18 protein-coding genes are annotated in these 18,317 nt (G+C 68.1%); 10 read left to right on the top strand and 8 right to left on the bottom strand.

Translation table 11 applies throughout. From position 1 onward, the window contains the following. Positions 1 to 287: 287 nt before the first annotated feature. The gene (locus ACFXIV_RS18040; RefSeq protein WP_379403030.1) at positions 288 to 1,895 is read right to left on the bottom strand and encodes a family 20 glycosylhydrolase; all 1,608 of its coding nucleotides are present in this window, start codon (positions 1,893 to 1,895) and stop codon (positions 288 to 290) included. 85 nt (positions 1,896 to 1,980) lie between these two features. On the opposite strand from ACFXIV_RS18040, the gene ACFXIV_RS18045 reads away from it, so the two are divergent. From ACFXIV_RS18045 to ACFXIV_RS18070, 6 genes are all read left to right on the top strand, one after another. After that, the gene (locus tag ACFXIV_RS18045; RefSeq protein ID WP_379403031.1) at positions 1,981 to 2,580 is read left to right on the top strand and encodes a TetR/AcrR family transcriptional regulator; all 600 of its coding nucleotides are present in this window, start codon (positions 1,981 to 1,983) and stop codon (positions 2,578 to 2,580) included. Between the two features lie 634 nt (positions 2,581 to 3,214). Beyond that, a complete protein-coding gene (locus tag ACFXIV_RS18050) occupies positions 3,215 to 3,967 on the top strand; it encodes a hypothetical protein (RefSeq protein ID WP_379421293.1) in 753 nt (250 codons plus the stop codon). Further along, positions 3,967 to 4,704 carry a hypothetical protein gene (locus ACFXIV_RS18055; protein ID WP_379403033.1) on the top strand — a complete coding sequence of 246 codons (738 nt, stop codon included), beginning with the start codon at positions 3,967 to 3,969 and terminating at the stop codon, positions 4,702 to 4,704. Before ACFXIV_RS18050 ends, ACFXIV_RS18055 begins: the two co-directional genes overlap by 1 nt. A gap of 124 nt (positions 4,705 to 4,828) precedes the next feature. Continuing rightward, on the top strand, positions 4,829 to 5,113 hold the full coding sequence (locus tag ACFXIV_RS18060; protein WP_379403034.1) for a hypothetical protein: 285 nt from the start codon (positions 4,829 to 4,831) through the stop codon (positions 5,111 to 5,113). 132 nt (positions 5,114 to 5,245) lie between these two features. Continuing rightward, entirely contained in the window at positions 5,246 to 6,250 is a 1,005-nt protein-coding gene (locus ACFXIV_RS18065) for a saccharopine dehydrogenase NADP-binding domain-containing protein (RefSeq protein ID WP_379403035.1), read from the top strand. Between the two features lie 11 nt (positions 6,251 to 6,261). Continuing rightward, on the top strand, positions 6,262 to 7,110 hold the full coding sequence (locus ACFXIV_RS18070) for an NAD(P)H-binding protein (RefSeq protein ID WP_379403036.1): 849 nt from the start codon (positions 6,262 to 6,264) through the stop codon (positions 7,108 to 7,110). On the opposite strand, the gene ACFXIV_RS18075 is transcribed toward ACFXIV_RS18070, so the two are convergent. From ACFXIV_RS18075 to ACFXIV_RS18100, 6 genes are all read right to left on the bottom strand, one after another. Then, complete coding sequence (locus tag ACFXIV_RS18075; RefSeq protein WP_379403037.1) at positions 7,097 to 8,749, bottom strand: sulfatase-like hydrolase/transferase; 1,653 nt, start codon at positions 8,747 to 8,749, stop codon at positions 7,097 to 7,099. The genes ACFXIV_RS18070 and ACFXIV_RS18075 overlap by 14 nt on opposite strands. Positions 8,750 to 8,812: 63 nt before the next feature. After that, the gene (locus ACFXIV_RS18080; RefSeq protein WP_379403038.1) at positions 8,813 to 9,670 is read right to left on the bottom strand and encodes a class II fructose-bisphosphate aldolase; all 858 of its coding nucleotides are present in this window, start codon (positions 9,668 to 9,670) and stop codon (positions 8,813 to 8,815) included. Beyond that, complete coding sequence (locus ACFXIV_RS18085; protein WP_379403039.1) at positions 9,667 to 10,617, bottom strand: hexose kinase; 951 nt, start codon at positions 10,615 to 10,617, stop codon at positions 9,667 to 9,669. The genes ACFXIV_RS18080 and ACFXIV_RS18085 overlap by 4 nt, the downstream gene beginning before the upstream one ends. Beyond that, the gene (locus ACFXIV_RS18090) at positions 10,605 to 11,762 is read right to left on the bottom strand and encodes an N-acetylglucosamine-6-phosphate deacetylase (protein ID WP_379403040.1); all 1,158 of its coding nucleotides are present in this window, start codon (positions 11,760 to 11,762) and stop codon (positions 10,605 to 10,607) included. Before ACFXIV_RS18090 ends, ACFXIV_RS18085 begins: the two co-directional genes overlap by 13 nt. Continuing rightward, positions 11,759 to 12,697 carry an ROK family protein gene (locus tag ACFXIV_RS18095; RefSeq protein WP_379403041.1) on the bottom strand — a complete coding sequence of 313 codons (939 nt, stop codon included), beginning with the start codon at positions 12,695 to 12,697 and terminating at the stop codon, positions 11,759 to 11,761. The genes ACFXIV_RS18090 and ACFXIV_RS18095 overlap by 4 nt, the downstream gene beginning before the upstream one ends. Before the next feature lie 13 nt (positions 12,698 to 12,710). Then, entirely contained in the window at positions 12,711 to 13,664 is a 954-nt protein-coding gene (locus ACFXIV_RS18100; RefSeq protein ID WP_379403042.1) for an SIS domain-containing protein, read from the bottom strand. Between the two features lie 158 nt (positions 13,665 to 13,822). Between ACFXIV_RS18100 and ACFXIV_RS18105 the strand changes: the two genes are divergently transcribed. Genes ACFXIV_RS18105 through ACFXIV_RS18120 form a run of 4 tightly spaced genes read left to right on the top strand, consistent with a single transcriptional unit; the run spans position 13,823 to position 17,569 of the window. Further along, positions 13,823 to 15,064: an extracellular solute-binding protein gene (locus ACFXIV_RS18105; protein WP_379403043.1), complete on the top strand. Its 1,242-nt coding sequence runs from the start codon at positions 13,823 to 13,825 to the stop codon at positions 15,062 to 15,064. A gap of 59 nt (positions 15,065 to 15,123) precedes the next feature. Further along, on the top strand, positions 15,124 to 15,960 hold the full coding sequence (locus ACFXIV_RS18110) for a carbohydrate ABC transporter permease (RefSeq protein WP_379403044.1): 837 nt from the start codon (positions 15,124 to 15,126) through the stop codon (positions 15,958 to 15,960). Next, positions 15,957 to 16,781, top strand: a complete 825-nt coding sequence (locus tag ACFXIV_RS18115; protein WP_379403045.1) for a carbohydrate ABC transporter permease — start codon at positions 15,957 to 15,959, stop codon at positions 16,779 to 16,781. The genes ACFXIV_RS18110 and ACFXIV_RS18115 overlap by 4 nt, the downstream gene beginning before the upstream one ends. Beyond that, complete coding sequence (locus ACFXIV_RS18120; protein ID WP_379403046.1) at positions 16,778 to 17,569, top strand: DeoR/GlpR family DNA-binding transcription regulator; 792 nt, start codon at positions 16,778 to 16,780, stop codon at positions 17,567 to 17,569. Before ACFXIV_RS18115 ends, ACFXIV_RS18120 begins: the two co-directional genes overlap by 4 nt. 13 nt (positions 17,570 to 17,582) lie before the next feature. Here the strand turns inward: ACFXIV_RS18120 and ACFXIV_RS18125 are convergent, their stop codons facing one another. Further along, positions 17,583 to 18,197 carry a TetR/AcrR family transcriptional regulator gene (locus tag ACFXIV_RS18125; protein WP_379403047.1) on the bottom strand — a complete coding sequence of 205 codons (615 nt, stop codon included), beginning with the start codon at positions 18,195 to 18,197 and terminating at the stop codon, positions 17,583 to 17,585. Positions 18,198 to 18,317 lie beyond the last annotated feature (120 nt).

The following is an 18,317-nucleotide window of genomic DNA, read 5'->3' on the forward strand; positions in this document are numbered from 1 at the left end:
CTTTCGGGAATTCAACTGACGACAAACGCGTGACATCACGCAACGGGAGCGGCGAATGGGATGGTCGCGCCGGAAGGGCGAAATTGACCGCGCTCATGTCGTCTCGACGAACTCAACTACCAGATGAGCTGAGTGAGTGAATTATGACACACGCGGAGAGTGGAATCGGTGAATTCGAGCTTTTTCTCACTCGTTGGTGACCGGCGGTTGCGACACGAAGTCCATAATGCGGCGAGCGTGCCGAGCGCTGTGTTTATGGGCCGTGTCAGTGTCGCGAATATCGCCTCTCAGCTATTACCCGGTGCGTCGAGCCAGGGTATCGATGACGCCGTGAACCAGTTCCATCCGCGGGCATTCCACACTCTCGAATGAGTGGCGAGACGCTGTCGGTAATCGGGCCAGTCCGCTCTGGCGAGGGCGCGCCAGGATCGTTCACCCACACCGGCCAGTCGCGGAAGGAGGAGGAGCTCCAAATCCTCACGCCCAGTGACCGTTTCGCACCATGCGGCGCCCTCGAACCCAACCAGCTGGGCGTCCAGATCGACACCGGGAAGCTCGTCTTCGATTTCCCAATTCACCCCATCCTCGATTGAGGTCGGCGTATAGGCGGACATCCCGAGGCGGCTTCGAGCGTGTTCGTGGCTCGGGTCGAGGGCCGAATCCGCGAACGGGCGGTCCAGGTAGAAACGGGACGTCGGTGACGCAATGATATTCGCGCCCAACGCGAGTGCTCGCTGAAGATCGGTCCGGCCGCGCTCCAAGTTTTCTCGCACCACATCGACGAATTCCGGGGGAATGAGTTCTTCCAGCCGTTGCGACCCCAGCATCTCGTCCACTTCGGTCAGGCTCATCCAATATTGCACGGTTTCTCTGGAGGAGACTTCGGTGCGAGCCATCTCCTGCCATCCGATGACGTCCTTTCCCTGCTCTCTGACAATCGCTGCAGCCCGCTCGAGAAACGCGATGTGAGCCTCGGCCCGCATGCCGAACGCTTCGTCTCCACCAATGTGAATGAAGGCCGAGGTCTTGAACTGGTCGGCCAGCACCGCCACCACGTCCTCGACGAACAACCACGTTCGGTCGGCCGCCGGGTCGAGGTAGACCGCGCCGCTATGACCTTCCGGTGCCGACCCCAACTCGGGATACGAACGAATCGCGGCTGCGCTGTGACCCGGCATATCGACCTCCGGCACCACGGTCACGAAGCGGTCCGCGGCGTATTCGACCAGCTCGGCAATGTCCGCGCGCGTGTAGAAGCCCCCTGGACGGCCTTCGGCAGCTCCAGCGGCGCCGACCGTGAGTAGTTGTGGCCACCCGGGAACGTCGAACCTCCAACCTTGGTCGTCGGTCAAATGCAGGTGCAGCACGTTGAACTTGTACAGCGCCAGCATGTCGATGACCCGTTTCACCGTGTCCACATCATGGAATGTCCGGGCCACGTCGAGGGTCAGCCCCCTCCACGAGTAGTCGGGCACATCGCGGATCGACAGCGTCGGGATGCGGGCCGCCCCTTCGGTCAATGTTGCTGCGGCCAGTTGGCGAAGTGACGTCAAGCCCCGGTAAACAGCTTCTGGGCCGGGGCCCCAGACCACCACGCCGTCATCGTCGACTTGAAGCCCGTGCCTTTCGTCCGCCGAAACCACGCCGTCGGCGCGGCCTCCCCGGGACCGGGGCAGATCGTCGAGTCCAAGGTCGTCGAGCCGCACACGCAGCGCCGCTGAGGGCGAAGGATCCACCGTCACGCGCAGTCGGATACCGGTATCGGCCCGAAGCTCGTTCGCGAATCCCTCGGCGACATCGCGGAGTTCGGACGAATCCACCGCCACGGTCATGCCGTCCTCCAGCACGAACCGGCCAGTACCCGGCCGGTGTTCGTATGTCTTCGGAATGATCAAAGCTGCTCCCTTTCGCTATCTAACACGTGTAAGATAGCGTGAGCATAAGGGTGACGAGGCCCGCATCGCAACGAGGAGGGCAATTGTGGCCAAACGTATGACACCGGAAGCTCGGCGTCTGGAAATTCTGGCCGTTGCCCGTCAGACCATCGCCGAACAGGGGATTCGGGCCTTGTCGATCCGCGAGCTCGCGCGCCGCTGTGGCATGTCCGCACCCGGACTGATGCACTACTTCCCCGACATGCAGGCGTTGCTGGTCGCAGTACTCGATGAGCGCGACAGGACGGATTCGGCCGCTGTGTCCGACCAAGCCGGCGGCAAGGGGCTGCTCGGACTGCTCGACGCCGGGGTCGACTACTACAGCTCGCGCGCGCAGGAGTCGAACAACTTCGATGCGCTCGAGGCGGAAGCCCAGGATCCTTTTCACCCCGCGCACGCGTATTTCGCCGACCGATTCGACCGAATGGTTGAAACTGTTCGACCGTACGTAGCGGATGAGTCCAGCGATCCCGACGACTTGTTCAGGGTCGTCCGGCTGATCCTCGAAGGCTCTCGGGCCCAAGCTCTTCGCGGCATGTCCCTCGAAGAACGACTCGCGGACTGGCACGCGGTGCGCAGGGTGCTCTTGGCGCACCTCGGTGACACAGCCTCGCGATCCAGCCAAGTACATGGTGAGCAACCGTGAGGGTTGACACAGCGACCTCGGTAACTGAACTCGGCACTCGAAATCGATTCACCGGCAGCACGACACGAAGCACTTTCGCGCTCCCGCTGTTGCAGATCTGTTCTTGTGGCCCCGGAGTCTGGGGCAGAAATCCCTACCATGCATCAAACGAGGCCGCCCCGAATTTCGAGCTACTGCATTAGACAACTCCTGCGCCGGCTCGGGGCGCGCATGCTGGTTCCGCCGCTGGGCACACGGTCCACCACAATTCCCTTCACCGTGCCCCGTCGCGATTCACGATGGTGTGACGCGCTGGCGGAGCACAGCGTGAATTAGCTTGTTCAACGTCGGCTCGATTGGCGGTCTGGCGCTACCAATCCTAGGAGGTAAATCGGTCTTCTTATAATCATTACGTGTTCAACGATTGGTGTCGGCTGGCAGATGGGTGCCAGTCGGCACTTATTCGTGTTTGTGTCTAATTTTCGAAGCAAAATGATTCTCCCGGTCTTTCCGAAATCTCCCCAATCCGCCGACCGTTATGTAATCTAGGTCATCGGCGCGACCCTGAACGTGCAGCCGATTAGGCACTGCGCATCACCAGTTTCTTCTGTCTGCAGTCGCGCCATTTTCTCAACCGCCTAATCAAATCGGAATGATGAGGATCAAGATGAAGCTCTACAGGCGAATGAGCCCTGTGGTGATTGCCGCCGTGATGGCAACGGCCGGAGTCGCCGCGTGCGGTAACGCCACCGCGTCGCCGGAGTCTGCTGCCCCCGCGGATTCGATGCATTACCAGGGAGCGATCGCCGGCGACAGTGTTGTCGCGACCGTCGGGGACGGGGAATTCGTGCAGGACGCGGACACCGAGACCGTCTCGCTGCACAACTCGTCGGGGGCAACGATTGATTCGACGCCCACGGCCTACGTTCTCGACGGACAGCGCTACCCGATCGCCACGCAGATCTCGGCCGATGGCCACACGTTGCGGCTGACTCCGCAGCTGCCGGCGAATACTGGCGGGCCGGCGGTGCGCCCGGTCGCCTCGCCCTTGGAAAACCAGCTGGCGATGAACGACCTGATCAACTCGGTCGGCTTCGGTTTGTCCGCCGGCACACTGGTCGGGACGATCGTCGGCGCTGTGGTCGGTGTCGGTGCCGGACTCGCTGTTGCCGGGGCATCGTGTCTGGTTCTCAGCATCGGCTGCGTGCTGACGGTGGCGCCGCTGATGACGATGATGGGCGCGGCGGGCGGAGTCGTCGGTTTGGCGTTGGGCGGCGCTCCCGGACTGCTCCAGGGCATGTGGAACTACTACACCACGATGCAGGCCGCTCCCGGGCAGAGCCAGTACGCGTCTCAGCTACCGGGGCTGGCAAAGCCTGCCCCGGAGCAGCAGGAGGCCGGACAGTGATGATCCGCAAGGCTGCCATCGTCACTGTGACGGCTGGATCGCTGCTGTCGGCGTCAACAGCGGCCATGCAACCAGCGTTGGCCGACCCGGCGAAACCAGCCGTCGTCGGGTACCGAAGCGAGGTGTCCGAAGAGCAGGTCATCACCACGATCGACGCAGGCACCTTCACGCCGGCTGCCGATGGCGGATCCATCATCGTTTCCGACGATGCCGGGCAGGTCGTCGGCCAGGTGCCACTTGCCTTTGCCCTCAACGGAATCCGATACGACATCCGGCACAACATCTCCGCGGGCGGTCGAACTCTGGACCTCGCCCCCGATCTGGCGAGCGCGCAGCCGATCGCATCTCCGCTGGAGAATCAGCTCGCTGCCAACGACAGTCTGGGTCAGTTCGGCATGGCGTTGGCGCTGGGGCCGCTCGCAGGCGCGGCCGCCGGAGCCATCGTCGGTGCGGTACTTGCGGTGGCGACGTGCGCGGTTCTTGCGGTGGGCTGCCTGGTGACCGGATTGCCGATTATCGGGGTATTCGCCGGTGCTGGTGGACTCGCGGGCACGATCCTGGCCGGACTGGTCGGAGGCGGGTACAGCGGATGGAATTACCTCAATACCCTGAGCGCCCCACCGGGACAGAGCAGTTACGCCAAGGACGGCGCGGGCACCGACGGCGCCGGAATCCCCGACTCCCCATTGCGATTCCCGAGGCTGCCCAGCGGTTCCTCTTCAGGCAGCAGTAACTAGCGGACATCAGCGGGCGTCAATTTCTTCCGCCCAGCTCGGCGCTGCGGCCCAGGGGCCGCGGCCGCCACGGCACAGCACGGCCTGTCTCGACTTTCTGGTAGACCACCGGAAAGTCGAGACACGGGTGTCGGGCACATCGGGAAAATGCACTACCGCATCGTGTGCGGTCGCCGACGAGGGCTCCGGCGACCGTGCCGGTCACCAGCCCGGCCAGGGTGTTGCGGGTCGGGCCGCTGGCGAGTTCGTCGAGGGCGCGTTGTTCTTCCAGCGGGGACACGATCTCTGCGTCGGCGCGCCCCTGGCCCGCTTCGAGGGCGGGGTGGCCTTCACCGCACTGCTGCAACGCTTTCCGGACATCACGCTGGCCGTCGACGACTCCGAGCTGCGGTGGCCGTGCCTGCGTGCATGACCTGGCTCCGGGGTCCGGAGATCCGGGAATCGAAATTCCCCGGCGACGAGCGATGACTTTTCGTCGGCGCGGCGGTCTATATACGTGAACTGACGTTCGAATTGTCCGTCGAGTCAAAAGAGTTGATCTTTCATGACCGTATTCGCCATCTATGGAGCCACCGGTCACACCGGTCGCCTGGTCGCCGCCGATCTCACCGCACGGGGAAAAGAGGTGGTGGTGTCCGGGCGGGATCCGGATGCTCTTGCTGCCCTGGGTTATTCGCGGGTGATGCCCGCCGCGCTGGATGATCCGGGGGCATTGCGAGCGCTGGCCGAGGCCGCCGACGTGATCATCCACTGCGCGGGGCCCTTCGCCACCACCGGACTGCCGGTAGCCACCGCCGCCGTCGAGGGCCGTTGCCACTATGTCGATCACGCGGTGGAGGTGCACCACGTCAAGCGGCTGTTCGACAGCTTCACCGAACCCGCGCAGCGCGCCGGGATCACCATGCTGCCGAGCGTGAGTTTCTATGGGGGACTGGGTGATCTACTGGCCGGTGCCGTCGCACGCGGGATCCCCGACATCGACCGGATCACGGTGGCCTACAACGTCACCAACTGGATGATGACCCACGGCGCGGTGGAGACCGCGCGGCTGCTGTTCGCCGACACCGATCGCATCGGCTACGAGGACGGCGAACAGCGGTACGGATTCGTGGAACCGCGACAGGCGATCTTCGCGTTCCCGCCGCCGGTCGGGCCGCGGCCCATGACCGCGCCGGTGCCGTTCCCGGAAGCGGTCACGGTGCCCCGGCACACCCGCACCAGAGCGGTGGAGGCACAGCTGACCTCGCGCACCTTCGAGGAGGAGCAGGCCTTCGCCAGTGAGCAGGTGGACGCGGCCGCCCGCGCCGCGAGCGAATTCATGATCGCCGCACAGGTTCTCGCGCCCGGCGGTTCCGCGGCCGGGACGCTGACCGGCCGGGACCTGTGGTCGGCGGCCGCGCTGGCTTCGGTGGAAGCCGCGGTGCGGCTCACCGACGGCGGCGCCAAGAGCGGAGTCGCCAGTCCCGGTGAGGCTTTCGACGCCGTGGACTTCCTGACCGGCCTCGCCGCGCGCGGGGCCTTCGAACTGCGGTTGCCGGCGACGGCGTGAGGAGCAGAGCAATGGAACCGATTCTCGTCACCGGCGCGGCCGGTGGAAGCCAAGGCGGTACCGGCAGGCTGGTCGCCGAAACCCTGATGCGCGCGGGCCTGCCGGTGCGTGCTTTCGTGCACAGCGATGACGGCCGGGCAGCCGAGCTGAAGGATCTCGGCGCGGAGGTCGTCGTCGGCGATCTGCGCGAAATCACCGCCGTGACACCCGCCCTGCAGGGCGTGCGCCGGGCTTATTTCACCTATCCGGTGACCGCCGGAATGATCGACGCCACCGCGGTTCTCGCGGCCGTCGGGCGGCAGGCCGGGCTGCAGCGCGTGGTCGCGACCTCACAGCTCGGCTCCGATCCGCAGGCGGGCACCCCGCACATGCGGCGGCACTGGGTGGCCGAACAGGTGCTCGACACCGCCGGCATCGGCGCGGTGCACCTGCGCGCGGCGGTGTTCTACGAGAACCTGCGGGTGGCCATCGGCGACCGCGGGGAGTTGGCGCTGCCGCTCGGCTCGCCCGACACCGTGCTGCCGCTCATCGCGGGCGCGGATGTGGCCGGGGTCGGTGCGGGCGTGCTGCGTACCGAGGGCCCGGTGGATCCGGTGCTGTGGCTGGCGGGCGAAATCATGACCGTCGGCGAGGCCGCCGAATTGTTCGGCGTCCCTTACCGGAACGTCGATCCGGCGGAGTGGTCGGAGTGGGCCATGACCGTCTACCGCGACCCGGTGGCCGTCGAGCACCTGACCCACCTGTGGACCATGTTCGCGGCCATCGGATCCGGTCACGAGCTCTTCCGCGTGACCGAATCCATCGAACGGTTCACCGGCCACCCGCCGATCACCCTGCGCGAGTTCGTCACTTCGGCGTGAGGAAGTCCTCCAGGAAGTTGCCCAGGCGCTCGGCGCGCGCGGCGATGCTGCGGTTGGACTGCACATAGTCGTCGATGCCCTGCTCCTGGGCGTCCTTCAGGTACCCGGGCAGCGGCTGCTGGATCTCGGTGTCGATGGCCTGCGCCAGCAGCTGTGCCATGGTGTCCCGCAGCGGATTTCCGCTCGCCGCCTGATTGTCGAGCTCCAGTCGGCCGTTCTCGGTGGAGTAGTCGTAGAGCTCGAACTCCTGCTCGGCCGACGTGTCGATCTGGATGCGGCCGTCCAGCCATTTCGAGTAGGAGGCGAACTTGGCGTCGGCCGTGCGCACCATGGCCACGTGGCCGGGCGCGTTGTGGTCGAACAGGATCGCCGCCTCCTCGATGGTGGACTCGTCGGTGGTGTGCGCGATCCACGGGCGTCCGGCGGCGGAGGCATTGCGGCACAGGGCGGCCAGGTCCAGGCGGCCGCGCAGATGCTCGTAGCGGTCGCCGGCCCGCCAGTCCGCGCCGCCGGTGGCGATGGTCAGCAGCAGGGGCGCGAGGTCCACGCTGGAGGTGAGTTGCGTGCGGGCGCTGGTGGAATCGGTGGGGCTGAGGTATCCGCGCGGGTCGTGCACGTACAGCGGCACCCGGATCGCCTCGTCGTAGGCGCCGCCGCCCTTGCCGTGCAACCCGTGCGATCCGGCGTAATCGCCGTGATCGGAGGTGAACACGATGACCGTATTGGCGGCGACGTCCGGTCGCGAGTACAGCGTGTCGAGCACCCGGCCGATCTGCCCGTCGACCTGCTGCTGCAGCCATAGGTACAGGTTGCGCATATCGATCCAGGCCTGGGTGGCCTCGGGCGTGCCGTAGGGTGCGAGCCCGAAGGCCACCACCGACGCCTGCACCAGTGCCATCTGCAGCCGCGGCTTGGCCGAAAGCTGTTCCAGCGATTCGAAATTCCCGGGCAGCTGGTCCATCCAGCGCGGCAGGTCGAGGTTGGCCTGGTCCCGGCGGGTCCAGCGCGGCCAGTACTGGATGTCGTGCGGATTCACCAGTGACACCGTGGTGCACCACGGCGACCCGCCGGAATCGTGCTCGAACCAGTCCACGAAGTCGTCGACGATCTTCGGATCGGCCTGCAACCCCTGCCCCGGCGCGCCGTTCGGCGACGGATAGGTGCCGCCGCCGAACCCGTAGGCGTCCAGCGCGCCCGGCGTGCGGTCCGGGTAGTGGCCCAGATGCCACTTGCCCCACCAGGTCGTCTCGTAGCCCTGCTTGCGCAGCATGGAGCCCCAGGTCGGGAAGCGCGGGGAGAGAGTGGATTCCGAGACCACCATGCAGCCGGTCTGGTGGCTGTAGAGCCCGGTGACCAGCGCGCCGCGGGAGGCGGTGCAGTCGTTGGCGGCGGTGTAGTGCTGCTCGAACGAGACGCTGCCGTGCCGGATGCGAGCCAGGTTGGGCAGCAGCTGATCCAGGGTCTGCTGATCGGGGAACCAGGCGGGTGCGCGCATCTCGTCGACGATGACGACGAGGATGTTCGGTTTGCCCGGGTCCACATCGGCCCGCGCCCGGGGTGCCGGTCCGGTCGCCGTGGCGGCCACCGCCGCCGTCACCGATGCCGCTGCTCCCGTCAGGAATCCGCGTCTGCCGAACAAGGGGCCTCCTACTGCCGAAGTGGCGATTCCCGGGCAGCGTAGGACAGTTCCGCGAGCCGATCGTCACGCGCGCGCGGGACCCGCCATCCCCCGTCCGGGGGACAGGACGCGGAGGTAGTGCTCGACCTCGTGCTGAATCGCGGTCCGGCCGGGGCCCAGATATCGGCGCGGGTCGGAGAGATCCGGGTGTGTCGCGAGGGTCGACCGGACCGATTCGGCCAGTGCGATATTCAGGCGGGTTGCGATATTGATCTTCGCCATGCCGTGCCGGACGGCCGCGCCCAGGCCGGCGTCGGAGACGCCCGACGATCCGTGCAGTACCAGGGGGACCGGCAGTTTCGCGGCCAGGGCAGCGATCAACTCGGTGTCCAGCACGGCATCGCGGGTGCGCATGGCGTGGGCGGAGCCGACCGCCACGGCCAGGGCGTCCACCCCGGTCGACGAGACGAAGGCGACGGCCTCGTCGGGATCGGTGCGCACACCGGGGGTGTGGGCACCGTCCTTGCCGCCGATCGCGCCCAGCTCGGCCTCCACGTGCACGCCCCGGTCGTGGCACCAGGCGGTGATGGCCACGGTGGCTTCGACATTGGCGGTGTAGTCGAGGGCGGAGCCGTCGTACATGACCGAGGTGATGCCGAGTTCCACCGCCTGCGTGATCAATTCGCGGGAGGTGGCGTGGTCCAGATGGACCGCGAGGGCGGCGGTGCTGTCGGCGGCCAGGTGCAGACAGGCATGCGCGAGCGGCTTCAGGCCCCGGTGGTAGTGGACGGTGTTCTCCGAAATCTGCAGCACCGCAGGACGATTCGCGGACTCGGCGGCGGCGGCGATGGCCTGCGCGTGTTCCAGGGTGATGACATTGAACGCGCCCAGCCCGCCGGGACGGGCGGCGGCGAGCAGCTCGGGGAGCGGGACCAGCGTCACGGGTGGGACTCCGGGATCAGAGCGGTGACCTGGACGGCGGGGGCGAGGCGGTCGCGGAGCGTCAGGTCGATCTCGCCCGCCACCGGGATCACCACGGCCGCCGCGGAGGTCGCGACGGCATCGGTGAGCAGGGCGGGCCAGTCCGGCTCGCCCGGGGCGGTCAGCGCGCGGATCACCGCGGCCGCGGCGGCATCGCCCGCGCCGGTCGGATTGCCCGCCACCGGTTCCGGCAGCGTCGCGGACCAGGCCCCGGACGGCGTCACCGCGACCACGCCTGCCGGGCCGCGGGTGGCGACCACGGCGCGGACACCGGCCGCCAGCAGTGGACCGGCGGCGGCCGCCACGGCCCGCGGGGTCTCGGCGACCACGCCGGTGAGACGTTCCAGCTCATCCTGATTGGGGGTGAGCACGACACCGGGGACGGTGGCCGCGAGCTTCAGCGCCGGACCGTCGACATCGCATACGGCCGGCACGCCCGCCGCGACGGCCGTGCGCACCAGCTCGGCGGGCACCGCGTCGTCGACCCCGCCGGGCAGCGATCCGGAGATCACCAGCCCGCGCAGCTCGGGCAGCAGGAACGCGACGCGATCCAGCAGCCGGTCCACGGCGTGCGGCTCGTGCACGTACGCGCCCGGCTCCCACAGGCCGGTGGCGGTGCCGTCGCGGGATTCGCTGACCACCAGGGTGCGCCGGACCCACGGCAGGGCGGGCACGAAGTCGGCGGGGAATTCGGCGGCGGCCGCTGCGGCGAAGGTGTGGTCGGCGAATCCCGTTGCCCGCACGCAGCTGCCGAGCTGGCACAGGATGCGGGTGACATTGATGCCCTTGCCGCCCAGGCGCTGCTCGACCGACAGCACCCGCTGCGCGCGCCCGCGTTCCAGGCGTTCGAGCCGGTAGGTCAGGTCGTAGGCGGGATTCATGGTGACGGTGAGGATCACGCCAGCCACCGTCCCCGCCGTAGCACCCGCCGCAGGTTCAGGTCGTCGTCGATCACCACGGCGTCGGCGTACAGGCCCGGCCGCAGGTCGCCGACCTGATCCAGCCCGGTGGCGTCGGCGGGGGTGGAGGTGACGGCCGCGACGGCGTCGTACAGCGGGACGCCGCACTCGCGCACCGCCCAGCGCAGGCAGTGCAGCAGCGTCGCGGTGCCGCCCGCCAGCGAGCCGCCCGGCACCCGGGCCACACCGTCGGTCACGGTGACGGGTCGCGGTCCCAGCCGGTACTGTCCGTCCGGCATGCCCGCGGCCTGCATGGCGTCGGTGACCAGCACCACGCGGTCGGGGGCGGTGGCGAAAACCAGTGCGCCGAAACCGGAATCGACGTGCACGCCGTCCCCGATGACCTCCACGAAGGCTTGCCGCTGGGCCGCCGCGACCAGGCCCGCCGCCACCGGCCCGGCCGCCCGATGATGCAACGGCGGCATGCCGTTGGCGAGATGGGTGACCAGGGTGGCGGACCCCTCCGGGCTCAGCGCCGCCCGGAAGCGGGCGAAGGTCGAATCGCTGTGGCCGACGGCGACCACCACGCCGCTGTCGGCCAATTGTTTGGCGGCGGTGTCGAATCCGGCACGCTCCGGGGCCAGGGTCATGACCCGCAGGCTGCCCTCGGCGGCCCGCAGCAGACGGTCGATCAGCGCGGGATCCGGATCGATGAGACAGCCGAGATCGTGTGCCCCGCAGCGGGTCCGGGACAGGAACGGGCCCTCGATGTGGATGCCGGCGATGGCCCCGTCGGCGGCCAGCGTCCGCAGCGCGGAGGCCTGGGCCACCATGGTGTCCGGCGCCGCGGTCACCAGGCTGGCCAGCACGCTGGTCGAGCCGTGCCGGTGATGGAAGGCCGCGGCCGCGCGCGCCTCGGCCGGATCCTCGGTGTCGAAACGATGGCCGAAACCGCCGTGGGTGTGGATGTCCACCAGGCCGGGGACGATCGTGCCCGCGTATTCGGGCGGTAGTTCGCGGTGGGTCGTGGCCCATTCGGTGGCCGGTCGCACCGTGGCCACCCGCTCGCCCCGGATCGAGACGACACCGTCCTCCAGCACCCCCGCCCGGGTCACCACCCGGCCGCGCAATTCGAGTCCGCGCCGGCCGCTCATCGCAGTGCACCCGTCCGCGCCAGATGGGCCGCGCCGATCAGACCGGCCCGAATACCGAACTCGCCCTGTGTGACCTGGGGAACGGGCGCCACCCGCAGCAGGGCTGTGAGCCGGGCGTGCAGGCCGTCGGTGAGGACCGCGCCCGCACGGGCCAGGCCGCCGCCGAGCACGATCAGCTCGGGGCAGCTCGCGTGCACGACACCCAGCAGGCCCGCGGCCAGCGCGTCGATGGCATCGTCTATCACCGCCCGGGCCGCCGGATCGGTATCGGCGGCGGCGAAAACGGTTTCCGCGCCAGTGATTTCGCGGCCGGTGTTCGCGGCGTAGGCGCGGGCGATGGCCGGTCCCGACGCGACGGTCTCGACGCAGCCGGTATTGCCGCACGGGCAGGGTAGCCCGTCGCGGTAGCGCACGGGGATGTGCCCATATTCCCCTGCCTGCGCGAGGCCGAGCTGCCCGGTGGAGGCGCGCACCAGGCGGCCGCCCACCGACAGCGTGCCGCTGATGCCGGTGCCGAGGATCAGCACGCACACATCGTCGAGGCCGCGGCCCGCGCCGAAGCGCCATTCGGCCCAGCCCGCCACGGTCACGTCGTGGTCGATGAGCACCGGCAGGCCCCAGCCGTCGGCGAAACGATTGCCCACCTTCACGTTCCGCCAGCCGAGATTGCTACTGAACACCGCGATGCCGCGGTCGGAGTCGACCAGCCCGGGCAGGACCACCGCCGCCCGCGCCACCCGCTGCTGGTCGCCCGGCGGCAGGGCCGCCAGCAGCTCGCGGCCGAGCCGTTCGATGGCGTCGAAGGCGGCCTGGCCGTGCGGTGTCCCGACGGTTGCCGCGCAGCGGACGGCGCCGCCCGCATCGGTGATCTCGGCCTTGGTGGTGCCGCCCCCGACGTCCACGGCGAGCACCAGATCCGTTGCTGCGTCAGCCATCACGGCACACCCATCAGCTCAGGATGACCGATCGCGTCAGGTTGCGCGGCTGATCGGGGTCCAAACCCAGGTCGGCGGCCCGCAGCAGGCACAGCCGGTGCACCCGCACCAGCTCGGCCATGGGGTCGATGTCGCGCTGCTCGACATGCGCTCCGGTGGCGCGGATGTCGTCGGTGAGCCCGGGCGGCTGCGGGCCCAGCGCCCACACCGCGCGGCCGGGTCCGGCAATGCTGATGGGGCCGTGGCGGTACTCGGTGGACAGGTAGGACTCGGTCCAGGAGCGGCAGGATTCGCGCAGTTTCAGCGCGGCCTCGTCGGCGAGTGCGGCGGCGAAATCCATTCCCACGAAGGTGATCTGCTCGGCATGGCGGATAACGTTCAGCGCATCGGGGTCGTGGTCGGCCAGCACGGCCCGGGCCTGCGCGATCACCGGGCGCAGATCCTCGCCGAGATGCCAGCGCAGCAGCGCCAGCGTGGTTGTGGCGAACCGGGTTTGGACCACCGACCGCTCGTCCACCTCGTCGAGGAGGATGGGGTCGGCCAGCTCCAGCACCGGCGTGGCGGGGCTGGAGCTGATGACCGTGCGCGGAATCTCCTCGGGCAGTGCGGAGATGGCGTCCAGCACCTCGGTGGTGGTGCCGGAGCGGCAGATCACCAGATAGCGGTCGTAGCCGCGGCCGATCCCCGCGAGATCGCGCAGCCGCGGATCGCCCGCCGGCCAGGCGTCGGTGAGCCCCTGCCCGGCGGATTCGCGCAGTGCCGCGAAGGCGCGGGCCATGAACAGCGAGGTGCCGCAGCCGAGTACGGCCACCCGTTCGCCCGAGACGGGCAGCAGGTGGCGGTGCGCGGCGGCGGTGGCTGCGGCGCGGGCCCAGTCGTCGGGCTGGGTGGCCACCTCGCGGGCGAGATGGGATCCGGCGGCCAGATGGCTTGCGGGGATGGAGATTCGATTCGCCTCGGGCAGCACCTACCCAGGATCAACCCGGTGATCGTTCCTGTCAATTTTCCCGGTCAAACGATCACATTCGAGCAGACTTCGCGTTAGATTCAGACATACCGAATCGTTCGCTTCATTCATCATCCGCGATTCGAGTCGCAGGGTGTGCAGATTGAGGAGCCCTTGTCGTGAAACGTCCACTGCGCGGCGCACTTTCCTCGGTGGCGCTGCTGACCGGCCTGGTGCTGACGGTGTCCTCCTGCGGTTTCGGCGGGAGCAAATCCGACGACTCGGACCCCAATACGCTCACCTTCCTCGCGCCGACCTACAGCGACGGGACCAAGGCCGAGTGGGACGCCATCATCGCGGATTTCCAGCAGGCCAATCCGGATGTCAAGGTCAAACTCTCGATGGAGTCCTGGGATTCGATCAATGACGTGGTGCGCACCAAACTGCAGTCCAAGGGCACCACACCCGACATCCTGAACATCGACGCCTATTCGACCTACGCCACCGACGGCCAGCTGTACCCGGCCACCGATATCGCCGACCCGGCGGTGATCGCCGACATCCAGCCGGGCTTCGCGAAGAACGCGTCCATCGACGGAACCCAGTGGGCGCTACCGCTTTTCGCCTCCACCCGCACGCTGTTCTACAACACCGAGCTGTTCGCCAAGGCGGGCATCGGCGCACCGCCCCGGACGTGGACGGAGCTCACCGACGACGCCAAGAAGATCCAGGCTCTCGGCGGCGTCTCCGGGTACGGGCTGCCGCTGGGCAGCGAGGAAGCCCAGGGCGAGACCTCCATCTGGACCTTCGGCGCGGGCGGCACCTGGTCCGACGGCGACAAGGTCACCGTCGACACCCCGCAGAACCTCGAGGGCGTGCGGGCCATGAAGGCCATCGCGGACGCCGGTGCGACCGAACCGAATCCGGGCGCCACCAACCGGCTCGACGTCATCAATGCGTTCATCCAGGGCAAGATCGGCATGATCGAGGGGCTGCCGCCGACCATCAGCCAGATCGCCGCCAAGAATCCGAGCCTGAAGTACGCCACCGCGCCCTCGCCGACCAAGACCGGCGACCCGTCCACCCTCGGTGTGGCCGACCACCTGATGGCCTTCAAGAAGGACGGCACCAAGGCCGCGGCCATCAAGAAGTTCCTCAGCTACTTCTACTCCGCGGCCGTCTACGCCAAGTTCGTCAGCGGCGAGCACTTCATCCCCATCACCACCAGCGGTGCGGCCGCGCTCACCGACGATCCCGTCACGAAGGCGTTCGCCGCCACTCTGCCGGTCGCCAAGTTCTACCCGAGCAACAACCCGAAATGGGGTGCCGCACAGGGCGCCATCCGGCAGCAGATGGGCACGATCGCGCAGGGCAGCGACCCGGCCTCGGTGCTGCAGAAGATTCAGCAGGCGGCGAGTTGAGGGGCGTCGCCTCCCATCGATCCACGGCCACGCTGCGTGCGTTGCCGTGGATCGGCCCTGTGCTGGTCCTGATCGCGGCGGTGGTGGCCTACCCGGCCGGGTACATGATCTGGACCTCGACCCGCGACCTGAGCGCCTACGGGACCGACCGCGGCCCGGCCGGATTCGCCAATTTCCGCAGGCTGTTCGCCATCGACGAGCTGACCGCGATCCTGGCGCACACCCTGGTGTGGGTGGTGGCGGTCGTGGTGATCACGCTGGTGCTCTCGGCGGGGCTGGCGCAGTTCCTGAACAAGGATTTCCCGGGGCGGACGGCGGTGCGGCTGGCCATCCTGGTGCCGTGGGCGGCGTCGGTGGTCATGACGACCACCATCTTCGACTACATGCTGGATCCGGATGTGGGGATCGCCAACCGGTTCCTGGTCGATATCGGGGTGCTGGACCGGGGTTTCGGATTCACCAAGGAGCCGGGGCCGGCGTTCCTGGTGGCCATCGGGGTGGCGGTGTTCGTGTCCGTGCCGTTCACGACCTACACGATTCTGGCGGGGCTGCAATCGATTCCGGCCGATATCGACGAGGCGGGGCGGGCCGATGGGGCGAGCTCCTGGCAACGGTACCTGTATCTGACACTGCCGCAACTGCGTCCGGCCATGACGGTGGCGACAGTCATCAACATCATCAACTCGTTCAACTCGCTGCCGATCCTGCAGGTTCTGACCGGCAGCATCGCGGGCTTCTCGGCGGACACCACGACCACGTTGACCTTCAAGCTGATTCGGCAGAATCAGCAGATCGCGACGGCGGCCGCCATGAGTGTGCTGAACTTCGTGCTGATCCTGGTGATCATCGCGATCTACGTGAAGCTGATCCGGCCCGCCGGTGAGGAGGCGCGATGACCCGGCGGCGGTGGGGGCTCACGGCCGCCGGCGCGGTGCTGGCGGCGGTGTTCCTGCTGCCGTATCTGGTGATGGTGCTCGGGTCGCTCAAGCCGCGTTCGGAGATCCTGCGGATCCCGCCGACCTACCTGCCGCGGCAGTGGCGGCCGGACAACTACGCCACCATGTGGCACACGCCGGAGACGCCGCTGCCGTTCAATCTGGTGAGCACCCTGGTGATCTCGGTGTTCGGGACGCTGCTGGTGCTGGTGGTGGCCATTCCAGCCGCGTATTACACCGCGCGGCGGCGGTTTCCGGGCAAGACGCTGTTCCTGGGTCTGGTACTGGTCACCCAGATGCTGCAACCGACCGTGCTGGTGACCGGCCTGCTGCGCGAGTTCTTCACCCTCGGCATCAACGACACCTGGCTCGCCATGATCCTGGTGAACGGCGCGTTCAATCTGTCGTTCGCGGTGTGGATCCTGCACAGCTTCTTCGCCGGGGTGCCGGTCGAGGTGGAGGAGGCCGCCCAGCTGGACGGGCTGAACCGCTGGCAGATCCTGACCCGGGTGAGCCTGCCGCTGGTGTGGCCCGGCATCGTCACCGCCACCGTGTTCGCCTTCGTCTCGTGCTGGAACGAATTCGCCGCCAGCCTGGTCATTCTCAGCACGCCGGAGAATCAGCCGCTGTCGGTGGCGCTCACCAAGTTCGTCGGGCAGTACGACGTGGCTTGGCAATATGTCTTCGCCATCTCTACCGTCGGCATCGTGCCCGTCGTGATTCTGTTCGCGCTCATCGAGAAGCGCCTGGTCGCCGGCCTCACCGCCGGCAGCGTCAAATGACCGCTCCCGCAGACCGTTCCCGGCGCTGGAATCGCCTGCTGGAACTGCTCGCCGACGCCGGCCGCCTCTCGGTCGAGGAAGCCGCCGCCCGCCTCGGCGCATCCCCCGCCACCATCCGGCGCGACTTCACCGCCCTCGCCGACCAGGGCCTGGCCACCCGTACCCACGGCGGCATCGTCGCCACCGCCGTCGCCTACGACCTCCCCGCCCGCTACCGCGGCAGCGCCGACGAGCCCAAACAGCGCGTCGCCGAACACGCTGCGGCCCTGATCGATCCGGCCGAGATGGTGGCCCTCAACGGCGGCACCACCACCACGGCCGTGGCCCGCGCCCTGGCCGCCCGCCCCGACCTCCCCACCTCCACCGACCACGAACTCACCATCGTCACCAACGCCCTCAACATCGCCGCCGAACTGGTCCTGCGCCCCCACCTGCGCACCATCTGCCTCGGCGGCCTGGCCCGCCGCGAGTCCTACGAACTCCACGGCCCCCTGGCCGCCCTGGCTCTGGCCGAATTACGCCTGGACACCGTAATTCTCGGCGTCGGCGCGATCTCCGCAGAGGGCGGCGCCCAATGCCGCCACCTCGACGAGGCGGGCATCAATGCCGAAATGGTCCGCCGCGCCCACCGCGTCATCGCGGTCGCCACCGCCGACAAACTGAACCGCACCGCCCTCGCCCGCATCTGCCCCATCGACGCCATCCACGTCCTGGTCATAGACCGCGAAGCCGACCCCACCGCCCTCACCCCCATCCGCGACGCGGGCGTCGAGGTGCACCTGGTCTGAGCGGCATAGGCGCTCAGCGGGATCGGGGTCGTAGCCCGTCGAGGATGATCCCGGCGATGCGCGCCGAGCTGGACTGAGCGCCGGCATGCTGGATCGCGGCGAAGGCGCCCGCGACCAATGCCATCACCTCGTCGACTGTGACGTCCTGCCGCACCGCGCCCGCGGTGCGCGCCCGGTCGAGCAGATCGCCGACATGGCGGGTGAGATCGGCCGCCACCTCCGGTGCGGCCATCCGCAGGTCGAATTCGGCGGCGGCGAGTGCGCTCTTGACCGTCGCATTCTCGACGCCGTTGGCCATCATCAGCGACAACAGCGTGAATAGCGCTGCGGGGTCGTCCGATGTCGCCAGCACCGCCGCCTCGGCCACCAGTTGCTCGATCTGATCGATCGAGACAGCCAGGTACAGCGCCTCTTTGGTGGGAAAGTGCCGATGGACCGTACCGGGGCCCACCCCCGCTTGCCGGGCGATTTCATCGAGCGAGATGCCGAGCCCTTCCTGCGCGAACAGCTGCTGCGCGGTCCGCAGTACGCGTTCCCGATTGCGGCGCGCATCGGCACGTAGCTCGCGGTCGCTACCTCGAGTGGCCGATGCATCGGACGGAATGCGTTGGGGCGGTCGGCGTGACATATCGGTTCTAGCATAACCGGGTCGCCGCCCCGTATGCTGAGCGAATAAGCGGGGCGGCGCACCGTTTATTCGAATGTGTTGCCGCTCATCGTGTTCCGATCTACTGCCCTGGGAGGGTGG

It is taken from the genome of Nocardia sp. NPDC059236, from assembly GCF_042754085.1.
In the GTDB taxonomy this organism is placed as follows: domain Bacteria; phylum Actinomycetota; class Actinomycetes; order Mycobacteriales; family Mycobacteriaceae; genus Nocardia.